At 71.6% G+C, this 18,396-nt stretch carries 16 protein-coding genes and 1 tRNA gene; 9 read left to right on the top strand and 8 right to left on the bottom strand.

Going from position 1 to position 18,396, the window contains the following annotated elements; translation table 11 throughout:
• The first annotated feature begins 44 nt into the window (after window positions 1–44).
• Window positions 45–1,040 (top strand): magnesium/cobalt transporter CorA, encoded by a 996-nt coding sequence (corA, locus tag ACIQCZ_RS26125; protein ID WP_402285286.1) that lies wholly within the window; start codon window positions 45–47, stop codon window positions 1,038–1,040.
• A 91-nt stretch (window positions 1,041–1,131) separates the two neighbouring features.
• On the opposite strand, the gene ACIQCZ_RS26120 is transcribed toward corA, so the two are convergent.
• Window positions 1,132–1,920 (bottom strand): ferritin-like domain-containing protein, encoded by a 789-nt coding sequence (locus tag ACIQCZ_RS26120; RefSeq protein WP_402285284.1) that lies wholly within the window; start codon window positions 1,918–1,920, stop codon window positions 1,132–1,134.
• A gap of 260 nt (window positions 1,921–2,180) precedes the next feature.
• Complete coding sequence (locus ACIQCZ_RS26115) at window positions 2,181–3,230, bottom strand: LLM class F420-dependent oxidoreductase (RefSeq protein WP_402285283.1); 1,050 nt, start codon at window positions 3,228–3,230, stop codon at window positions 2,181–2,183.
• Window positions 3,231–3,370: 140 nt separating this feature from the next.
• Here ACIQCZ_RS26115 and ACIQCZ_RS26110 point away from each other — a divergent pair, with 140 nt between their 5' ends.
• Both ACIQCZ_RS26110 and ACIQCZ_RS26105 read left to right on the top strand, forming a co-directional pair.
• On the top strand, window positions 3,371–4,354 hold the full coding sequence (locus ACIQCZ_RS26110) for an aldo/keto reductase (protein ID WP_402285281.1): 984 nt from the start codon (window positions 3,371–3,373) through the stop codon (window positions 4,352–4,354).
• Complete coding sequence (locus ACIQCZ_RS26105) at window positions 4,351–6,711, top strand: helix-hairpin-helix domain-containing protein (RefSeq protein WP_402285279.1); 2,361 nt, start codon at window positions 4,351–4,353, stop codon at window positions 6,709–6,711. Before ACIQCZ_RS26110 ends, ACIQCZ_RS26105 begins: the two co-directional genes overlap by 4 nt.
• A gap of 62 nt (window positions 6,712–6,773) precedes the next feature.
• Here ACIQCZ_RS26105 and ACIQCZ_RS26100 read toward each other — a convergent pair whose 3' ends face one another.
• Window positions 6,774–7,433 (bottom strand): hypothetical protein, encoded by a 660-nt coding sequence (locus tag ACIQCZ_RS26100; RefSeq protein WP_402285277.1) that lies wholly within the window; start codon window positions 7,431–7,433, stop codon window positions 6,774–6,776.
• Window positions 7,434–7,480: 47 nt separating this feature from the next.
• On the opposite strand from ACIQCZ_RS26100, the gene ACIQCZ_RS26095 reads away from it, so the two are divergent.
• Complete coding sequence (locus tag ACIQCZ_RS26095; protein WP_030918345.1) at window positions 7,481–7,669, top strand: DUF5703 family protein; 189 nt, start codon at window positions 7,481–7,483, stop codon at window positions 7,667–7,669.
• A 67-nt stretch (window positions 7,670–7,736) separates the two neighbouring features.
• Here ACIQCZ_RS26095 and ACIQCZ_RS26090 read toward each other — a convergent pair whose 3' ends face one another.
• The 3 genes from ACIQCZ_RS26090 to ACIQCZ_RS26080 form a co-directional block, all read right to left on the bottom strand.
• Window positions 7,737–8,477, bottom strand: a complete 741-nt coding sequence (locus tag ACIQCZ_RS26090; protein WP_402285275.1) for a chaplin — start codon at window positions 8,475–8,477, stop codon at window positions 7,737–7,739.
• A gap of 138 nt (window positions 8,478–8,615) precedes the next feature.
• Complete coding sequence (gene chpH, locus ACIQCZ_RS26085; protein ID WP_402285273.1) at window positions 8,616–8,849, bottom strand: chaplin ChpH; 234 nt, start codon at window positions 8,847–8,849, stop codon at window positions 8,616–8,618.
• 195 nt (window positions 8,850–9,044) lie between these two features.
• The gene (locus tag ACIQCZ_RS26080; protein ID WP_351084217.1) at window positions 9,045–10,370 is read right to left on the bottom strand and encodes a M20/M25/M40 family metallo-hydrolase; all 1,326 of its coding nucleotides are present in this window, start codon (window positions 10,368–10,370) and stop codon (window positions 9,045–9,047) included.
• Window positions 10,371–10,553: 183 nt separating this feature from the next.
• On the opposite strand from ACIQCZ_RS26080, the gene ACIQCZ_RS26075 reads away from it, so the two are divergent.
• The 4 genes from ACIQCZ_RS26075 (at window position 10,554) to ACIQCZ_RS26060 (ending at window position 14,385) form a co-directional block, all read left to right on the top strand.
• Window positions 10,554–10,638: transfer RNA gene (locus ACIQCZ_RS26075), tRNA-Leu, on the top strand.
• 343 nt (window positions 10,639–10,981) lie between these two features.
• Window positions 10,982–12,046 carry a hypothetical protein gene (locus ACIQCZ_RS26070; protein WP_402285271.1) on the top strand — a complete coding sequence of 355 codons (1,065 nt, stop codon included), beginning with the start codon at window positions 10,982–10,984 and terminating at the stop codon, window positions 12,044–12,046.
• Window positions 12,043–13,332: a hypothetical protein gene (locus ACIQCZ_RS26065; RefSeq protein WP_402285270.1), complete on the top strand. Its 1,290-nt coding sequence runs from the start codon at window positions 12,043–12,045 to the stop codon at window positions 13,330–13,332. The genes ACIQCZ_RS26070 and ACIQCZ_RS26065 overlap by 4 nt, the downstream gene beginning before the upstream one ends.
• A 117-nt stretch (window positions 13,333–13,449) precedes the next feature.
• Complete coding sequence (locus ACIQCZ_RS26060) at window positions 13,450–14,385, top strand: pseudouridine synthase (protein WP_402285268.1); 936 nt, start codon at window positions 13,450–13,452, stop codon at window positions 14,383–14,385.
• A gap of 10 nt (window positions 14,386–14,395) precedes the next feature.
• Here the strand turns inward: ACIQCZ_RS26060 and ACIQCZ_RS26055 are convergent, their stop codons facing one another.
• The gene (locus ACIQCZ_RS26055) at window positions 14,396–15,025 is read right to left on the bottom strand and encodes an MBL fold metallo-hydrolase (RefSeq protein ID WP_402285267.1); all 630 of its coding nucleotides are present in this window, start codon (window positions 15,023–15,025) and stop codon (window positions 14,396–14,398) included.
• Window positions 15,025–16,110, bottom strand: coding sequence for an S-(hydroxymethyl)mycothiol dehydrogenase (locus ACIQCZ_RS26050; protein WP_402285265.1), 1,086 nt, complete (start codon window positions 16,108–16,110; stop codon window positions 15,025–15,027). Before ACIQCZ_RS26050 ends, ACIQCZ_RS26055 begins: the two co-directional genes overlap by 1 nt.
• 248 nt (window positions 16,111–16,358) lie before the next feature.
• On the opposite strand from ACIQCZ_RS26050, the gene phsA reads away from it, so the two are divergent.
• Window positions 16,359–18,287: an O-aminophenol oxidase PhsA gene (gene phsA, locus ACIQCZ_RS26045; RefSeq protein ID WP_402285264.1), complete on the top strand. Its 1,929-nt coding sequence runs from the start codon at window positions 16,359–16,361 to the stop codon at window positions 18,285–18,287.
• The last annotated feature ends 109 nt before the right edge of the window (window positions 18,288–18,396 follow it).

The raw sequence follows: 18,396 nt of genomic DNA, 5'->3' as shown, positions 1-18,396 counted from the left end.
CCGCCGGGGCCGGTGAGGTGCGCCGGGGACCGGAGCAGGGAAGAATGCGCGCCGTGATTGTGGACTGTGCGATCTACCGGGACGGGCGTCGTACCGAAGGCCCCGCCGACCTCTCCGAAGCTCTCGCGGAGGCGCGGGCGACCGGTGACGCGTTCTTGTGGATCGGCCTGTACGAGCCGACGGAGAAGGAGGTCGAACGCGTCAGCAGCGAGTTCGGACTCCATCCGCTGGCCGTGGAGGACGCCCTGAGCGCGCACCAGCGGCCCAAGCTGGAGGTGTACGACGACTCGCTCTTCGCGGTCATCAAACCGGTGGTGTACGAGCACCTGAGCGACACGGTCACCGCCGACGAGCTGATGGCCTTCATCGGCGATTCGTTCGTCGTGACGGTCCGCCACGGGGAGGGCGCGCCGCTCGCCGCGGTGCGCCGCCGTCTGGAGTCGGAGCCGGAGGTGCTCAAGCACGGGCCGACCGCGGTGCTGTACGCGATCAGTGACGCCGTCGTCGACCACTACATCGAAGTGGCCGGCGAGCTCCAGGTCGACCTGGAGGAACTGGAGACCGAGGTGTTCGCGCCCACCGGCACCGTGGACACCAAGAACACCGCGTCCCGCATCTACACCTTCAAGCGGCAGATCATGGAGTTCCGCCGGGCCGCCGGGCCGCTGAGTGCCCCGATGGCCCGGCTGGCGAGCGCCGAGGTGCCGTTCGTCCACGAGCACTCGCAGCCGTTCTTCCGTGACGTGAGCGACCATCTGACGCGCGCCAACGAGTACGTGGAAGGGCTGGACCGGCTGCTCTCGGACATCCTCTCGGCGCACCTGGCCCAGGTGGGCGTGCGGCAGAACGACGACATGCGCAAGATCTCGGCGTGGGCGGCGATGGCCGCCGTACCGACGATGGTGGCGGGCATCTACGGCATGAACTTCGACCACATGCCGGAGCTCCGATGGGTGTGGGCCTATCCGGCGGTGGTCCTGCTGATGCTCCTGGTGGTCCTCGGCCTGTACCGGCAGTTCAAGCGCCGCGGCTGGCTCTGACGGGGGCCGGGCGCGGCGCCCCGGCCACGCCCCCGCGGGCCGCCCGGCGGGACACCGTACGACGCGGCTCGGGGCGGCCCGGTACGACGGATCAGGCGAACTCGTGGGCCTGTGCCGCGGGGCCGCCCAGCGCGTCGCGCCGCTCGGGCGGCTCCAGACTCACCATGCGCCGCCATCCCACGAGCCGCTCGTACGCGTAGACCCCGTGGATCCCGGCGGCCAGCACCGCCGCCCTGGCCCGTGACCAGTGCAGGATGCGGCCCATGTGGTCCATCACGGCGAGGCTGACGTCGCGGTACACCCGGATCTCCGCGAGCGCGCACTCGCGAAGGATGCGCTGGATCGTACGGCCGTGCCCGAAGCGGGCGAAGCGGAGCAACTCCTCGTGGCAGTACGCCAGGTGGTTGTCCTCGTCGTTCGAGATCATCCTCACCGCCCGGCCGACGTCGGGGTGGTCGGCGAAGTACTTGCGCAACAGCGCCATCTGCTCGGAGGCGCGCTGTTCGGTGACCCGGCTGTGCGCGAGGTAGGTGATGATGTCGCGCTCGGAGAGCGGTTCCCGGCGCCCCAGCTGCTCGTGCGCGAGGCCGATGCCGTGCTTCTCCAGCAGCATCGTGTAGTCGGTCTCGTACGGAACCTCGACGGGCTGCAGTCCGCGCTTCCTCAGCAGCGCGTGGAAGATCCGGCCGTGCTTGTCCTCGTCGGCGCCGTGCCGCGCGATCTTGGGTGCGAGGGCCCGCTGGCTCTCGGGCACGAGCTCCGCGATCCGGCCGTTCTCCCAGCCGCCCTGGGACTCCCCGCTGGCCGCGATGGAACAGAACAGCCGGAACGACTCGTCTTCGTCGAGAATCTCCTGGAACAGGTTCCTTGCCGAGAGCATCGCTGCCACCTCCGTACCGGCGTCACACCATCGCCAGTCAAATGCGGCGCGCCCGGCCAGGCAACAGGAACGCCCCCCGGCTACGCCGGACGGGGCCGCTCCGGCCCGCCGCGTACGGCGACGCCCTCGGCCCCGCGCACCGTTCGGCGTAACCCCGGGCGCCCGAACGCGTTGTTCCGCGTAACGGCCGTGGCGGGGAGGACCCCCGAGCCCCCACCACGGCCGTGGCGCCGTCCGCAGCCCCGGGCCGGGTGTCGGCGCTACGCGAGACCGGAACGCTCCAGCGCCTCCGTACCGGCCCGCAGCGCCGCGATCCGCTCGTCGAGCGTGAAGCCGGCCGGGGCCAGGGTGAGCGTCGTGACACCCGCCGCGGCATACGCCTGCATGCGCTCGGCGATCCGCTCGACCGGACCGAGCAGCGTGGTCTGGTCGATCAGCCGGTGCGGCACGGCGGCGGCGGCGCCGCTCTTGTCGCCGGACAGGTACTTGTCCTGGATCTCGGCGGCTTCCTTCTCGTACCCCATGCGCTGCGCAAGCTGGTTGTAGAAGTTCTGCTTGCGGCTTCCCATGCCGCCCACGTACAGCGCGGTGTACGGGCGGAACATGTCCGCGAGACCGTTGACGTCGTCACCGACGGCGAGCGGCAGCGTCGGGCAGACGTCGAAGCCCTCCAGGGTCCGGCCGGCCTTCTCCCGGCCCGCCCGCAGGTACTTCACGGCGGTGTCCTCGAGGTGCTCCGCGGAGGGGAAGATCAGCAGCGCGCCGTCGGCGATCTCGCCGGTCTGTTCCAGGTTCTTCGGGCCGATCGCGGCGATGTAGAGCGGGATGTGCTCGCGCTGGGGGTGGACGGTGAGCTTGATGGGCTTGCCCGGACCGTCCGGCAGCGGGAGCGTCCAGTGCTGTCCCTCGTACGAGAGCCGCTCGCGGGACATCGCCTTGCGGACGATCTCGACGTACTCCCGGGTGCGGGCCAGCGGCTTGTCGAACTTGACTCCGTACCAGCCCTCGGAGACCTGCGGTCCCGACACGCCGAGGCCGAGCCGGAACCGGCCGCCGGAGAGCGAGTCGAGGGTGGCGGCGGTCATCGCCGTCATGGCGGGCTGGCGGGCCGGGATCTGCATGATCGCGGAGCCGACGTCGATGGATTCGGTCTGGGCGGCGACCCAGGAGAGCACGGTCGGTGCGTCGGATCCGTACGCCTCGGCCGCCCAGCAGACGTCGTATCCGAGGCGGTCCGCCTCCTGGGCGACGGCGAGGTTGTCGCCGTCCATCCCCGCGCCCCAGTAACCGAGATTGATGCCGAGCCGCATAACCGCTCCCCTTACTGATCAGTAACGTCCCTGAGCTCCGGACTCTAGCGCGCGGCGAGGTGATCCGGCAGTGGCGACTTGGTGCCGGGTTGTCCACAGGCTTCCGCCGAGTGGGGTTCTGGCCAGTAATCTCAGCGCCCATGGAGCAGAGGCATCTCGGCCGCACCGGCCTTCGAGTGTCCCGGATCGGGCTCGGCACCCTCACATGGGGCCGGGACACCGACGAGCACGACGCCGCCGAACAGCTGAAGGCCTTCTGGGAGGCGGGCGGCACACTGGTCGACACGGCCGATGTGTACGGCGGCGGTGAGGCCGAATATCTGCTCGGTCGGCTCACCGAGGGCCTGGTGCCACGGCACGATCTGGTCATCGCCACGAAAGCGGGCAGCGTGGCCGACCCGTACCGGCGGTTCAACGGCTCGCGCGGGCATCTGCTGGCCGCCCTGGACGCCTCCCTGGAACGGCTCGGCACGGATTACGTGGACCTGTGGCAGATCCACGCCTTCGATCCGGTGACCCCGCTGGAGGAGACCCTTCAGGCGGTCGACATGGCGGTGTCCACCGGGCGCGCCCGGTACGCGGGCGTGTCGAACTTCTGCGGCTGGCAGCTCGCCAAGGCGGCCACGTGGCAGCTCGCCTCGCCCGGGGTGCGCACCCGGCTGGCGAGCACGCAGATGGAGTACTCGTTGTTGCAGCGGGGCGTGGAACGCGAGGTCCTGCCGGCCGCGCTCGATCTGGGGGTGGGGCTGCTGCCCTCCTCCCCGCTGGGCAGAGGGGTCCTGACCGGCAAGTACCGGACGGGCACTCCGGCGGACTCGCGCGGCGCCTCGGAACTGCTGGCTCCGTTCGTCGAGCCCTATCTCGACGACCCGGCGAGCCGCATCGTGGACGCGGTCGCGACCGCCGCCGACGGTCTGGCCACGACGCCGCTCCAGGTGGCTCTCGCCTGGGTTCGGGACCGGCCCGGAGTGGTGGCCCCGATCGTCGGCGCCCGCAACGCCCAGCAGCTCACGGAGGCATTGTCAGTGGAGGCGCTTAGTCTTCCTGACGAGATCTGCCAGGCGCTCGACGATGTGTCGGCGCCCGTGCACCGCTATCCCGACCAGGACTGGAGCACGCTGTGACTGCGCTTCCCCGGGGGGAAACCCCCGGCTCCCCGGCCGCCGACGACGCCGATGTCGCGGCCCCTTCCACCGCCGCGCCCGCACCGTCCGCGCAGGACGAGGGTCACGAGGCGGGCGAGGGGTCGCCGACGGCCGACGTCGGTGCCGCCGAGGAGACGGACGGCGGCGCCGGCACCGATTCCGGCTCTGATTCCGGCTCCGGCTCCGGCTCCGGCTCCGGGGCGAACGAGGCGGGGGGCGCGGACGCCGAGTCCGACGCGGCGGCCACCGACACCGACGGCACTTCCGACACCGACCGGACAACCGCGGCCGACGGCGCCGCGGAAGGGGCTGCCGACGCCCCCGCGCCGCTCTCCGAGGCCGAGGCCGAGCTGGCCGCCCAGCGGGAGCTCCGGGAGAGGATCGAGAAGCGCAAGGCCGAGAAGGGCGGCCCCATCGCCGCCGGTGCGAAGCTGAGTGGCCGGGCGGCCGATCTGCTCGCGGCCGTGCGTGCCGTGGAGAGCGGCGAGAAGCCCGCTGCCGCGTTCTTCGACTCGCCCGCGCCCACCGCTCCCCGCCGGGCCGCTCCCGCACCCGCGCCGGCCCGCCCCCGCATTCCCGAGCGGGCCCCGGCTCCGCAGGGCGCCTCGCCGGAGGCCGTGGCCGCCACAGCCGCCGTGCTGGCCGGGGGCGGGGCTCCCGGAGCGCTGGCGGGCCCCGCGGCCGAGGCGCTCGGTGAGCAGGCGGGCGACGCACTGCGCGAGGATCCCTGGCGGCTTCTGACCGTGCCGGGGGTCAGGCCCGAGCAGGCCGACGGGTTCGCCCGCGCCCTGCTGGGCTCCGCGTGCGGACCGGACGACGAGCGGCGGACCGCCGCCCTGGTCGGCTGGCTGCTGGAGCGGGCCGCGCTCCAGGGCCACACGGCGCTCGACGCGACGGCGGTTCGCGCCGCCCTCGCCGAGCGCTCGGTGACCGACCCCGCGGCGGCCGTCCGGCACGCGGTCGCCGAGGGCGTCGTCCTGGTGTTCCAGGACGACGAGGACGACGAGGACGTCAGGGATTCCGAAGCGTCCGAGGGCCCCGGCGAGGACGCCGAGGAAGGCGTGCGGGAGCCGGTACAGGTGCTGCTCGGTCTCGATCGGTACGCGCTCGCGGAGGAGAGCCTCGCCGACGGTCTGGCCCGGCTCGTCAACGCCTGCGAGAAGGACGCCGACTGGACACAGGCGGCCTCGGCCGCGGCCTCCCCGTCGGCGGCCGAGCTGATCCGTGCGGTCGCCGCCCACGGCCTGGTGGCACACACCGGCGGCGAGGCCGCCAGGGCCGAGCCCGCCGCGCTGCTCGCCGCGGCACGCGGCCTCGGACTGCGCGCCCTGGGCGCCGTGCACAGCGTCGACGGCAGGCATCGGCTGGCCGAGGCGGCCGGCGATCCGTCGGCGGCCGTCACCCTCGCCGGACTGCTCTGCGGCACGGAGGGCCCCGGCCGGGACGAGGAGGGTGCGATCGCCGTCGATCTGCTCGTCGTGCTGGACGCCCCGCAGCTGGACGTCGAGACCGCCGCCGTCCTCGTGGAGTCGCTGGCCGACGGCACCCGGCTGGTCCTCAGCGGCGACCCGGGCGTACTGGGCTCGGCCGGTGCGGGACGGGTCTTCGCGGACGTGCTGGCGGCCCGCGCCTGCCCGCAGATCGTGTCCCGTACGCCGGATCCGGGGCCGATCGGCGAGCTGGTCTCCGGTATCGGCATCGGTGAGCTGAACCAGGTCGAGGCGCCGGGCAAGGAGGTGGTGATCGTCCCCGTGCGCGACGCGGGCGAGGCGGTTCACCGCACCGTGCAGCTGGTCGCCGACTCGGTACCGCGCGCCATCGGCGTGCCGTCGGCCGACACCCAGGTGATCACCGTCGGCCATGGCGGCTCGGCGGGCACCCGGGCGTTGAACGCGGCGCTGAAGCAGCGGCTCAACCCCGGTCCGGGGCGGTTCGGCGGCTTCGACCCCGGCGACCGCGTCGTCCACGTCCCGACGCCGGGCAGGACCGTGCCCGGGGTGGTCGTCTCGGCCGACGCCGAGGGCCTGCACCTGGACTGCGCGGGCACGAAGACCGTCGTGCCCCAGGGCCGGGTGGAGGCGTCCGTGCGCCACGGCTGGGCCCTCAGCGCCCACCAGGCGGCCGCGATGCGCTGGCCCGCGGTGGTCGTGGTGCTGCCGGGCGACGCCGCGCAGGGTCTCAGCCGCCCCTGGGTGTACACCGCCTTCAGCCGTGCGGAGCGGCATCTGTCCGTCGTGCACGGGGTGGATCAGGCGCTCCAGCGCGCGGTCGCCCAGTCACCGGCCCAGGACCGCACGACACGACTGCGCACCCTGCTGGAGGCTCCGGCCCGATGAGACCGGGCCGGAGCCCGTCCCGCACTGCCGGACGGGCCCCGGGGCCCGTCCGGCAGTGCGGCTCAGGAGCCGTCCACCACCAGGCCCGTCGGCTTCTCGTCCGACTCGTCCTCGTCGAAGACGGCGCTGACGTCGAAGCGGCAGACCACCAGCTGGGGATCGGCTTCGTCGAACGGTGCGCCGAGCCACTCCCCGGCCTCGGGAAGCTCCTCCGCGGCCGTGACCCAGAGCGTGGAGTCGCCCTCCTCCAGACCGAATTCCGTGTGCCGGGAAGCGATCTCGTCCGGTTCGTACTCACCGAAGAGCACCCCGAGCGCCGCGTGGACGCTGGAGCCGACGACCGCGGCGCTTCCGTGCGCACGGTCGTCCGAGTCGAGGTCGGCGATCCGCTGGGCCTGCGCGAGCAGGCGCGGCGGCTCCGCCACCGCGTAGTCGCGCCGGATCAGCACGCTGAGCGCGTTCGGCTCCTCGGGGCCGGCGTACGGCGGCAGGGAGTCCTCCGCACCCGGGATCTCGAAGGGAGTGACCTCGTCGTAGCGGTCGTAGAGCAGTTCGTCGTAGAACTCGGCAGCGGCGGCCAGTGCGTTGAACGCCTCGTAGACGGCGGGATCGTCGTTCCCGGTCCGGCGTTCGACCGCATCGAGGTGACGGTCGAGCGCGGCTTTGATCGCTTCGGCGGCGGCGCGTACCTCGGCAGCGGTGGGCTGCGCAGCATCAGACATAGTGCAGACGCTATCCGTACACGGGCTCTGCCCGCACAATAGATGCGATGCCGGAATACGAATTTGTCGATGTGTACGTGCCACGCGGGGTGTCCCGCAAGGAGACGGCACGCCTGCTGACCGACCACGCCGAGTACGGGCACTGGGAGTTGGACCGACTGACGCTGCGCCGCGACGGCAGCCGCAGGGTGCGGCTGCGCCGACGGATCATCCGCCAGCTCCGGGCCACCTGGTGAGACGGAGCGGGCCCCGCAGTCGCGGGACCCGCTCCCTTCGCCGTGCTCTCGTCGCCGGTCCGGTCCGTTACGCGGACATCCGGGCGCGGCGGTAGAGGACCGTGCCCGCACCCGCCAGCAGCAGGCCCGCACCGGCCGGGATCAGCAGGTCGAGCCCGCCTGCTCCGGTGTGTGCGAGCTGCGCGACGCTCTGCACCTCGGGCGTGTTCGGCACGGTTCGCGGTCCCGGTGCCGGCGGCTTGTGCGGGGTGACCGGCGTGACCGGAGTGCCGACCGGCGGTGTGACGACATCCGTGCCGTTCTCGCACGCGTTGCCGGTGACGGGGTTGAGCAGCCCGCCGATGGTGACGCTGTTCCCGCAGGCGTTCACGGGGATGTCGATGGGCACCGCGATGTTGTTGCCCGAGAGCAGACCGGGCGAGCCCTGCGCGACCCCCTCGGCCGTCGCCCCGCTCCCGGCGTCGCTCGTGACGGCCCGGTGCTTGCCGGTCCCCGCCCTGTGGGCCTGGGTCCGGTCCCCGGACACCTGGTTGCCCGAGGCGTGCCGGCCCTGCGCGGTGCTGCCCGAACCGTTTCCACAGGCGTTTCCCGCCGCCGGGTTGAGCAGTCCCACGACGCTCACGGAGTTGCCGCAGACATTGACCGGTACGTGCACCGGGATCTGGACCGAATTCCCTGAAATCACCCCCGGGGAATTCGATGCGCCGCCGGACGCTCCCGCGTCGGCGTGCGCGTATCCGCCGCTCAGCGCGAGCACGCCGCCCGCGGCCGCCACGGTGATCAGGCCTTTACGCGTGACCTGTCGCATAGGTTGTTCCCTGCCTTCTGCCTTCCGGAGTACCCCCGGACTCGACCGTGCGGGGGCGGGGTACCCAGCGGCCCCGGAGCGCATGGTGTGCACTTCGGGGCCGACCGGATTCAAACCCTTACGGGTTGACGCACAACGTCAGGCGTTGATGCAGGTGTTGCCGAAGGTGGGGTTCAGCAGCCCGATCACGGAGATCGTGTTGCCACACACGTTCACCGGCACGTGAATCGGGGCCTGGACGACGTTGCCCGAGAGCACGCCGGGGCTGCCGACAGCGGCGCCCTGGGCACCGGAGTCCGCGACGGCCATGCCCGCACCCGCGAGCACCAGACCACCAGTGACAGCCGCAGCAGCGACGACCTTCTTGATCATTATTCCTCCTAGTTGACAATGCGGTCCCAGCCGCGGACCGCATCACTTGTAACGAGGAAGAGGTAATTGGGCTACGAGCGTATGGTTCCTTTCACTCGTTCCGGTCAAATGCGCACACGCAGACGATTGTTGGCGCGAAAAATCGCCGGAGAATCACCGCAGGACCGGCCGGGCGCCGGAGCCGGGCGGCGGGAGTCAGCAGTTGTCGATGAAACGGTCGAGCACCCGCACACCGAACTGCAGACCGTCCACCGGGACACGCTCGTCCACACCGTGGAACATGCCCGCGAAGTCGAGCTCCGGCGGCAGCTTCAGCGGAGCGAATCCGAAGCAGCGGATACCGAGGTCGTCGAAGGACTTGGCGTCGGTGCCACCGGAGAGCATGTAGGGGACCGCACGGGCGATCGGGTCCTCGGCCTTGAGGGCGATCTGCATCGCATCGACGAGCGAGCCGTCGAAGCTGGTCTCCAGCGCCTTGTCCCCGTGCACGTCCTCGCGCTTCACCCGCGGGCCGAGGATCCGGTCCAGGTCGGCCAGGAACTCGTCCTCGAATCCGGGCAGGAAACGGCCGTCCACATGGGCGGTGGCCTGTCCGGGGATCACGTTCACCTTGTAGCCGGAGCCGAGCATGGTGGGAGCCGCGGAGTTGCGGAGCGTGGCGCCGATCATCTTGGCGATGCCGCCCAGCTTGGCGAGCGTGGCATCCATGTCCTCCGGGTCGAGCGGGGTGCCGAGCGCGTCGGACAGCTCGTCGAGGAAGGACCGTACGGTCTTGGTCACCCGGACCGGCCACTTGTGGCGCCCGAGCCGTCCGACCGCCTCGCAGAGCTCGGTGATCGCGTTGTCGTCATTGGTCATCGAGCCGTGACCGGCGGTGCCGTCCACGGTGAGCCGCATCCAGTGCATGCCCTTCTCGGCCGTCTCGACGAGGTAGAGCCGCAGCTTCTCGTTCACCGTGAAGGAGAAACCGCCGACCTCGCCGATCGCCTCGGTGACGCCCTCGAAGAGGCCCGGGTGCTTGTCCACGAGGTACCGCGCGCCGTACGTGCCGCCGGCCTCCTCGTCCGCGAGGAAGGCCAGCACGATGTCGCGCGGAGGCTTGCGCCCGCTGCGCATCCGGTCACGGACGACCGCGAGGGTCATCGCGTCCATGTCCTTCATGTCGACCGCGCCGCGGCCCCACACACAGCCGTCCGCGACCTCGCCGGAGAACGGGTGGTGCGTCCAGTCATGGGCATTGGCCGGAACCACGTCGGTGTGGCCGTGGATCAGCAGGGCGGGCTTGGACGGGTCCTCGCCCTCGATCCGCGCCACGGTGGAGGCCCGGCCCTTGTGGGACTCGAAGATCTGCGGCTCCAGCCCGACCTCGGCGAGCTTCTCCGCGACGTACTCGGCGGCGACCCGCTCCCCCGGCCCCGAGTGGTCCCCGTAGTTGCTGGTGTCGATCCGGATCAGCTCACGACAGAGGTCCACGACCTCGTCCTCGCCCGAGACGGTCCGGGCCGCGTTGGTCTCGCTCACACTGGTTCCTTCCACTGTCGCTGAGGTGCTCCCCCTCATCCTCCCGCGCCCGGCCCGCGCGCCCAAGGCCCCCCACCCCCCGTCATGCGCCCTTCACACTCCCCCTGGCGTGATCGAGCACCCCCGAATGTTTGCTATTGTTTTCCACGTCGGAACGGGCCGGGCCCGCGAGACAGACACCTTGTCCGGGTGGCGGAATGGCAGACGCGCTAGCTTGAGGTGCTAGTGCCCTTTATCGGGCGTGGGGGTTCAAGTCCCCCCTCGGACACAGAGCAAGTGCCGATCAGGAGAGATCCTGATCGGCACTTCTGCGTTGCATCTCTCCGGCTGTTCACGGGCCCGGCCGGGCCGTCCTTGTTGAATCGGTTCACCGCACCGTGCCCCATGGGCCGTACACATATACCCGCCCCACCCCGTTACGGGAGGTACGAGGGCATGGGTCCCGGTTCGCTCGGACCGGCGCCGCGGGCCCGGTACACCGGGTCGGATGCCGGGCGGATCGCGCCGAGTGCCCGGCCGAACCGGGCGGTCGAGGCCCGGAGCCGCCCCGGAAGCCGGACGACGTAGCATCAAGGTTTTGCGCGATCTTCGTACTTCGCAAGGGGGAAGTGATGGGCGGCAGTCGCAGGCGGCGCGGCACGCTCCTCGCCGGGGCGGTCGCCGGAGCGGTGCTCGTCTCCGGCATCGGGCTCTGGGCGACGGACAGTTGGCCTTTCCGGGACAGCTACTGCTGGGGCGCGTGGAAGCAGAACAGCGGGGCGGCCTTCCTCGGTGACGGCGGTGTCGCCAAGTCCGGCTCCGAGCGCCGCGCCACCGAGTCCGCGCCGCCCTCGGCCGGACGTCACCACGCCCGCTGCACCGTCGCGGTGACCTCCACGGTCCCCGACGACGACTCGGACGAGCCGCTCAGGTTCAAGGAACAGGTGACGCTCGAGTACGGTCCCGTTCCCACCGGGGTCGCGGAGCATCGCGCCTGGACGGCCCGGTACTTCGACGGCTCGGCCTCCCGACTGCCCGACGGGCTCGACGGGTTGGTCGCCGGTGACCGTGCCATGCTGGTACTGCCCGCCGGCTGCGACGTGGACGGCAGGCCGTCCACGGTGACGATCCACAGCGAGAGCGCCGGTGACGGCCATCTGGGCAGAGTGAACATGCCGTTCACGATCGGCAGCCGGTCCGACGTCACCCGGATGCTGCTGGATGCCGCCAACACCGGTATGCGGGCGGCCGGTTGCGCACCGGACAAGCCCCTGAGCGCGACATCGCCCATCGTGACCGTCGCCGAGGACGACGAGACCGCCGGGAACCCGCTGTGCCGGATACCCGGGCTGACTCTCGATTTCGGCCAGGGCTCCCGGTACCGGGAGCAGGTCGGGGTGGTCGCCGAGCGCCTTCAGACCTGTTCGGTGGTGTGGCGCACGCCGAGGGAACCGGACGAGCCGGCGGCGCAGTTCGTGATGGCGGGCGAGCCTCGCATGGTCGCGCTGTTCAAGGGGCTTCCCGAAGGAGCCGACAAGGGGCTCGTGCGCGCCGAGTGCCATGGGCGGCAGACGGTGTTCTACGGAAACGTCCGGTCGGGGCTGAAGGGTGCGCGCGAACACGAGCGGCAGGTGTTCATGAACTTCACCGAGTCCGTGAGCAGGCGCATCGGCTGCGAGGCCGGTGAGGTCGCGTGAACGGCGAAGAGACCGCGGAGAGCAGGGCATCGGCAGTGGACGACGGGCAGACCCCGGTTCCTCGGGAAGGGGAACGGCCTTCGGCTCCCCTGGAGGGAGAACGGGAAGAGCTTGAGGGAGAACGGGAAGAGCAGGGGGAACAGGCGCAGGAGCCCCGGCCCGGCCCGTCCCCCGAGCAGTCGCCCGCTCCCGGGCGCCCGCCCGCACCGCGCCGCCTGTTCCGCAGCCGCACCGCCCTCGCCGTCACCGCCGCCGGTCTGGTCGGCGCGCTCCTCGGCGCCGGTGCGGTGGCCTGGCGGACGGACACGCTCCCGCTGCTCGGTCCCGCGCCCTGCTGGGACTCGCTCGGCGACACGACGATGTCGGACCTCTTCGGCGACCGCCGGACCGAGGTCGAGGAGGAGTCCCTGAAGGCCAGTCCGCGCGGGCAGGGGCCGTCGTTCGGGCAGTGCCGCATCACCAGCTACAAGGACGGCGATCCCCGCCGTCAGGTGACCCTGCGGGTGCACGAGCTGGACGGCCTCCGGGGCACCGACGCACACGAGTGGCCGCAGGAGTTCCTCGCGGCGGGCATGGTGTCGCTCGGCGACGGGCTGCCCGGGATGACCTCGGCCTCGCGCGCCTGGCTGGCGCTGCCGCAGACCTGCACGGGCCGGCACGGGTTCACCGGTCCCACCGTGGTGGACATCGGCATGGGACCGGCCGGATCGGACGACGGGTCGGAGTACGACCGGAGGGACCGCGCCGCCCTGACCCGTGCGGTGTTGGAGGCGACGAATGGGGTCATCCGCGAATTCGGCTGCTCCGGCACCTACCGGACACCTCGCGCCCTGCCCGCCCTCGCGGACCGGCAGGAAACGGAGACCGATGCCTTCTGCGGCGTCAAGGGCCTCACCGTCCCCGCAGCGTACCGCAAGGCTCTGAGCCGGACTCGCGTCACCGACGACGGCGGGCCCGCCCGGGTCTGCGAGGCGAGTGGGGGCTACGAACCCATCGTGCGGATGACCACGGTGACGGACCCGGCGCTGACCGAGATCTTCTCCGGGGAGACGCACAAGGCCGGTCTGCCGCTCAAGGGCTCCAAGGGGTTCGGCCGGCTCGACGGATCGCGGGCCGTCTACCGGGCGAGCTGTCAGACCGGGCCCGTGATCTTCATGGTGGAGCAGCTGGGCCGGCCGACGGACAAGGACATCGACCTCGCCCGTCGGCTGCTGCCCGGCTATGTCGCCGCCGAGGCCGAGCGCATCGGGTGCGGCCCGGAGAAGGTGACGTCACCGAGCGCCTGAGCCCGGGGGCAGGGCCCCGCCGGGCGGGCGGAACGGGCGATACTGTGCGCACACCCGGGAGACGACAAGAGGGGCCCACCGCACCATGTTCACCGCCGTACCGGCAGGCGCACTCCGATGAGGGGGCGCGCGAAGCCCCCGTCGGCGCCGCTGCCGCAGCGGGACGGGATCGATCCGGTCCGGCTGCGCCTTCCCGAGGATCCGGACGGGCGGTGGGCGACGGTCCGTGATCATCTGCTGGCGCGGTTCGCGGGCGCGATCGGGGCGGCGCGGGTGGACGCCATGTTCGCCGAGGGCCGGTTCGTCTCCGTGCGCGGCCCGGTGGCCGCCGACGAGCCGTACGCCGCGGGCGGGTACATCTGGTTCCATCGGGACTTCGCGCCGGAGGAGCCGGTACCGTTCCCGGTCGGTGTGGTCCACCGCGACGCACATCTCGTCGTCGCCGACAAGCCGCACTTCCTGGCGACGACGCCGCGCGGCCGGCACGTCACCGAGACGGCTGTGGCCCGGCTGCGCCGTGAGCTGGACCTGCCGGAGCTGCAGCCCGCACACCGGCTGGACCGGCTGACCGCGGGTCTCGTCCTCTTCGTCGTCCGGCCCGGGGAGCGGGGCGCCTACCAGACGCTGTTCCGGGACCGCCTGGTGCGCAAGGAGTACGAGGCGGTGGCTCCGTACGATCCCGGGCTGGAATTCCCGCGGACCGTGCGCAGCCGCGTCGTCAAGGAGCGCGGTGTCATCGCCGCCCGCGAGGAGCCGGGCGAGCCGAACAGCGAGAGCCGGATCGAGCTGCTGGAGCACCGGGAGGGGCTGGGCCGCTACCGGCTGCTGCCCGCCACCGGGCGCACCCATCAGCTGCGGGTCCACATGAACGGCCTGGGACTGCCGCTCGTCCACGACCCGGTCTACCCCGTGGTCCGGCCGGAGGGAGCGACCGACGACTGGTCGCACCCCCTCCAGCTCCTCGCCCGGTTGCTGGAATTCACCGATCCGGTCACAGGCGAGCCGCGCCGCTTCGAGAGCGGGCTGCGGCTCTCCGCGTGGCCGGACCGGTGAGCCGCCGTTCTCAGTGACCGCGGGCGATCCACTCGCCCAGATGCGGGGCCTCCACGCCGATGGCGGTGGAGTCGCCGTGTCCGGTCCGGACCGTGGTCCTGGGCGGAAGGCCGAGCAGCCGGTCCCGGATGGAGTCGATGATGGTCGGGAAGTGCGAGAACGACCGCCCGGTGGCGCCCGGCCCGCCCTGGAAGAGCGTGTCGCCGGTGAAGACGGTGGACAGCTCGGGGGCGTACAGACAGACGGCGCCCGGGGCATGACCGGGCGTGTGCAGGACCCGGAGCGTCGTCCCGGCGATCTCCAGCTCCTGCCCGTCGGCCAGTTCGCCGTCCGGGGCGCGGTCCGGGTGGGTCTGCTGCCACAGCGGCAGGTCGTCGGGGTGGAGCAGGATCGGTGCGCCGGTGGCGTCGGCGAGCGCCGGGGCCGCGTCGATGTGGTCGTTGTGCGCGTGCGTGCAGACGATGGCGCGCAGCGTACGGCCGTTCAGCGCGGACTCGATGGCGGCGGCGTCGTGGGCGGCGTCGATGACGATCGCCTCGCTGTCGTCGCCGACGATCCAGACGTTGTTGTCGACGTCCCACTCCCCGCCGTCGAGGGCGAAGGTTCCGGAGGTGACGAGGTGGTCGATGCGGGCGGCCATCAGAGGATCACCACCGAGCGCAGCACGTCACCTTCGTGCATCCGGTCGAAGGCCTGCTCGACGTCGCCGAGTCCGATGGTCTCGGTGACGAACGCGCCCAGGTCGATCCGGCCCTGCTGGTGCAGGTCGATGAGCATCGGGAAGTCGCGCGAGGGGAGGCAGTCGCCGTACCAGGAGGACTTGAGCGAGCCGCCGCGGCCGAAGACGTCGATGAGCGGCAGTTCCACCTGCATCTCCGGGGTCGGGACACCGACCAGGACGACGGTGCCGGCGAGGTCGCGGGCGTAGAAGGCCTGCTTGTACGTCTCCGGGCGGCCGACGGCCTCGATGACGACATCCGCGCCGTTGCCGCCGGTCAGGGAGCGGATCGCCTCGACCGGGTCGGTGGAGCGGGAGTTGACGGTGTGCGTGGCGCCCATCGCCTTCGCCGTCTCCAGCTTGCGGTCGTCGATGTCCACGGCGATGATCTTCGCCGCGCCCGCCAGCCGCGCGCCCGCGATCGCCGCGTCGCCGACGCCGCCGCAGCCGATCACGGCGACCGAGTCGCCGCGGCCGACCTGCCCGGTGTTGATGGCGGCGCCGATGCCGGCCATCACGCCGCAGCCGAGCAGTCCGGCGACGGCCGGGGAGACCTCCGGGTCGACCTTGGTGCACTGACCGGCGGCGACCAGGGTCTTCTCGGCGAAGGCGCCGATGCCGAGCGCCGGAGAGAGTTCCGTGCCGTCGAGCAGGGTCATCTTCTGCCGGGCGTTGTGGGTGTTGAAGCAGTACCAGGGGCGGCCGCGCAGACACGCGCGGCACTGTCCGCACACGGCACGCCAGTTGAGGATGACGAAGTCGCCGGGCTCGACATCCGTGACGCCCTCGCCGACGGACTCCACCACGCCCGAGGCCTCATGGCCGAGCAGGAACGGGAAGTCGTCGTTGATGCCGCCCTGCTTGTAGTGCAGATCGGTGTGGCACACGCCGCATGCCTGGATCTTCACCACGGCCTCGCCGGGGCCCGGGTCCGGGATCACGATCGTCTCCACCCGTACCGGCTCGTTCTTTCCCGGTGCGATGACCCCTTGCACCTGCTGCGACATACCGTGGTCTCCCTGTTTCCGTCATTTCGCGAAGATCGAACACGAACAACCGTACGCCCCGCGAGGGTGTCACGGCGGCGCGCCGCATTGGCGGGAAACGACTGCCGTCCGCTCGTCGGGATGTACCGGTTCCGGTCAAATGATGCCGACTGCTGAACTTCGCCGGTCTTCAGGGGGTCCTTCGATGCAGAGGGACCGCGGAACCGAAACCTGCGGGGGCAGGGGTTCGTCGGTCCGGCCGCAGAGGAATGACGGATCACGGGGGAAGCACCTTGACCGAGATTGCCGAGATCACGGAGAAGATCAGCGAGCGGGCCGACGGGCCCGGCCCGGCTCCCGGGGCGACCGCGCTCGGTGCGCCCGTCGGCGGACTCGTGCCGTACACCGACGCGTTGCCCGTGCCGCCGGTGCTGCGCCCGGAAAGCGGCGACGTGCTCCGCGAGACCGAGATCGCCCTGTCACCCACCTGGGTGCGGCTGCACGCGCAGCTGCCGCCGACGCTGATGTGGGGGTACAACGGCACGGTGCCGGGGCCGACCATCGAGGTACGGCGCGGGGAGCGGATCAGGATCGCCTGGACCAACCGCATCCCCAGGGGCAGCGAGTACCCGGTCACGGCCGTGGAGGTCGGCCCGGTGAAGCCGGGCGAGCCGCTGCCGCACAACCGGCCCGGTCGCGACGGGGTCGAGCCGAACGCGGACGTGGCCGCGCTGCCCGCCTGGACGGTGACGCATCTGCACGGCGCGCAGACCGGTGGCGGGAACGACGGCTGGGCGGACAACGCCGTCGGCTTCGGCGACGCGCAGCTCTCGGAGTACCCGAACGACCACCAGGCCGCCCAGTGGTGGTACCACGACCACGCCATGAACATCACCCGGTGGAATGTCTACGCGGGGCTCGTCGGTACGTATCTGATCAGGGACGACGAGGAGGACGCGCTCGGTCTGCCGTCCGGCGAGCGGGAGTTGCCGCTGGTCCTCGCCGACCGCAACCTGGACACCGACGAGGACGGCCGGCTCAACGGGCGGCTGCTGCACAAGACGACGGTGGTCGTGGCGGCCGACCCGGAGACCGGGAAGCCGGTGTCCATTCCGTTCCTCGGCCCGTACACGACGGTCAACGGCCGCATCTGGCCGCACCTCGACGTGGACGACGCGTGGTACCGCTTCCGGCTCGTCAACGCGTCCAATGCCCGGATCTACGATCTGGTGCTGGTCGACGACGAGAACAACCCGGTCCCGGGCGTGATCCGGCAGATCGGCAGCGACGGCGGACTGTTGCCGCGCCCGGTGCCGGTCGACTTCGACGAGGTGCTGCCGCAGCTGACGATCGCCCCGGCCGAGCGGATGGATCTGCTGATCGACTTCTCGGCGCTGGCCGGCCGCCGGGTCCGCCTGGTCAACCGGGGCAGGCTCGCGGCGGGCGTGCCGGATCCGGCGGCGAGTGTGCCGTTCCCGCAGGTGATGGAGTTCCGGGTGCGGGAGACGGGGCGGCGGGACGGTTTCGAGCTGCCCGAGGTGCTGTCCGGTTCCTTCCGACGGTACGAGCACGGCCGGGTGGAGCACGGGCACCGGCTCGTCGTGCTGACGGCGCCGGGCACGGTCGGGGGCGGTGGCCACCCGGAGATCTGGGAGATGGCCGAGGTCGAGGAGGGCGCCGATGTGCGGGTGCCCTCGGACGGGGTCATCCAGGTGCGGGGCGAGGACGGCACGGTGCGCACGTACCGCAGGATCGCCCGGACGTTCAACGACGGGCTCGGCTTCACCGTCGGCGAGGGCGCGTACGAACAGTGGTCGTTCCTCAACCTGGGCGGCCCGACGCATCCGATGCACATCCATCTGACGGACTTCCAGGTGATGGGCCGGGAGGCGTACTCGCTGGACGGTTTCGATCCCGCGGTCGGCGGAACCCGTTCCCCCGTGGCGTTCGACCACGGCACCAAGATCCCGACGCCGCCGAACGAGCAGGGCTGGAAGGATGTCTTCCGAGTGCCCCAGGGGCAGTTGGTGAAGGTGCTCGGCACATTCGACGGAGCGTACGGGCGGTTCATGTACCACTGCCATCTGCTGGAGCACGAGGACATGGGCATGATGCGGCCGTTCGTCGTGATGCCGCCGGAGGCGATGAAGTTCGACCACGGCGCCGGGCACGACGGCCACCCGGGGCACGGCGGCTGACCCGCAGCCCCGGCTCCTGCCGACCGCCCCCGCGGGTTCTTCGACACTGTTGGCGAATTCTGGGGCTGAACGTGACGTCCGCCCTCGCGACCCCGTTGTGGTCGTGAGG

Origin of the sequence: Streptomyces sp. NPDC093149 (assembly GCF_044754145.1) — a bacterium.
Classification (GTDB): domain Bacteria; phylum Actinomycetota; class Actinomycetes; order Streptomycetales; family Streptomycetaceae; genus Streptomyces.
The sequence above is the reverse complement of the archived record's forward strand: the minus strand, read 5'-3'. Positions and strand labels throughout refer to the sequence as shown.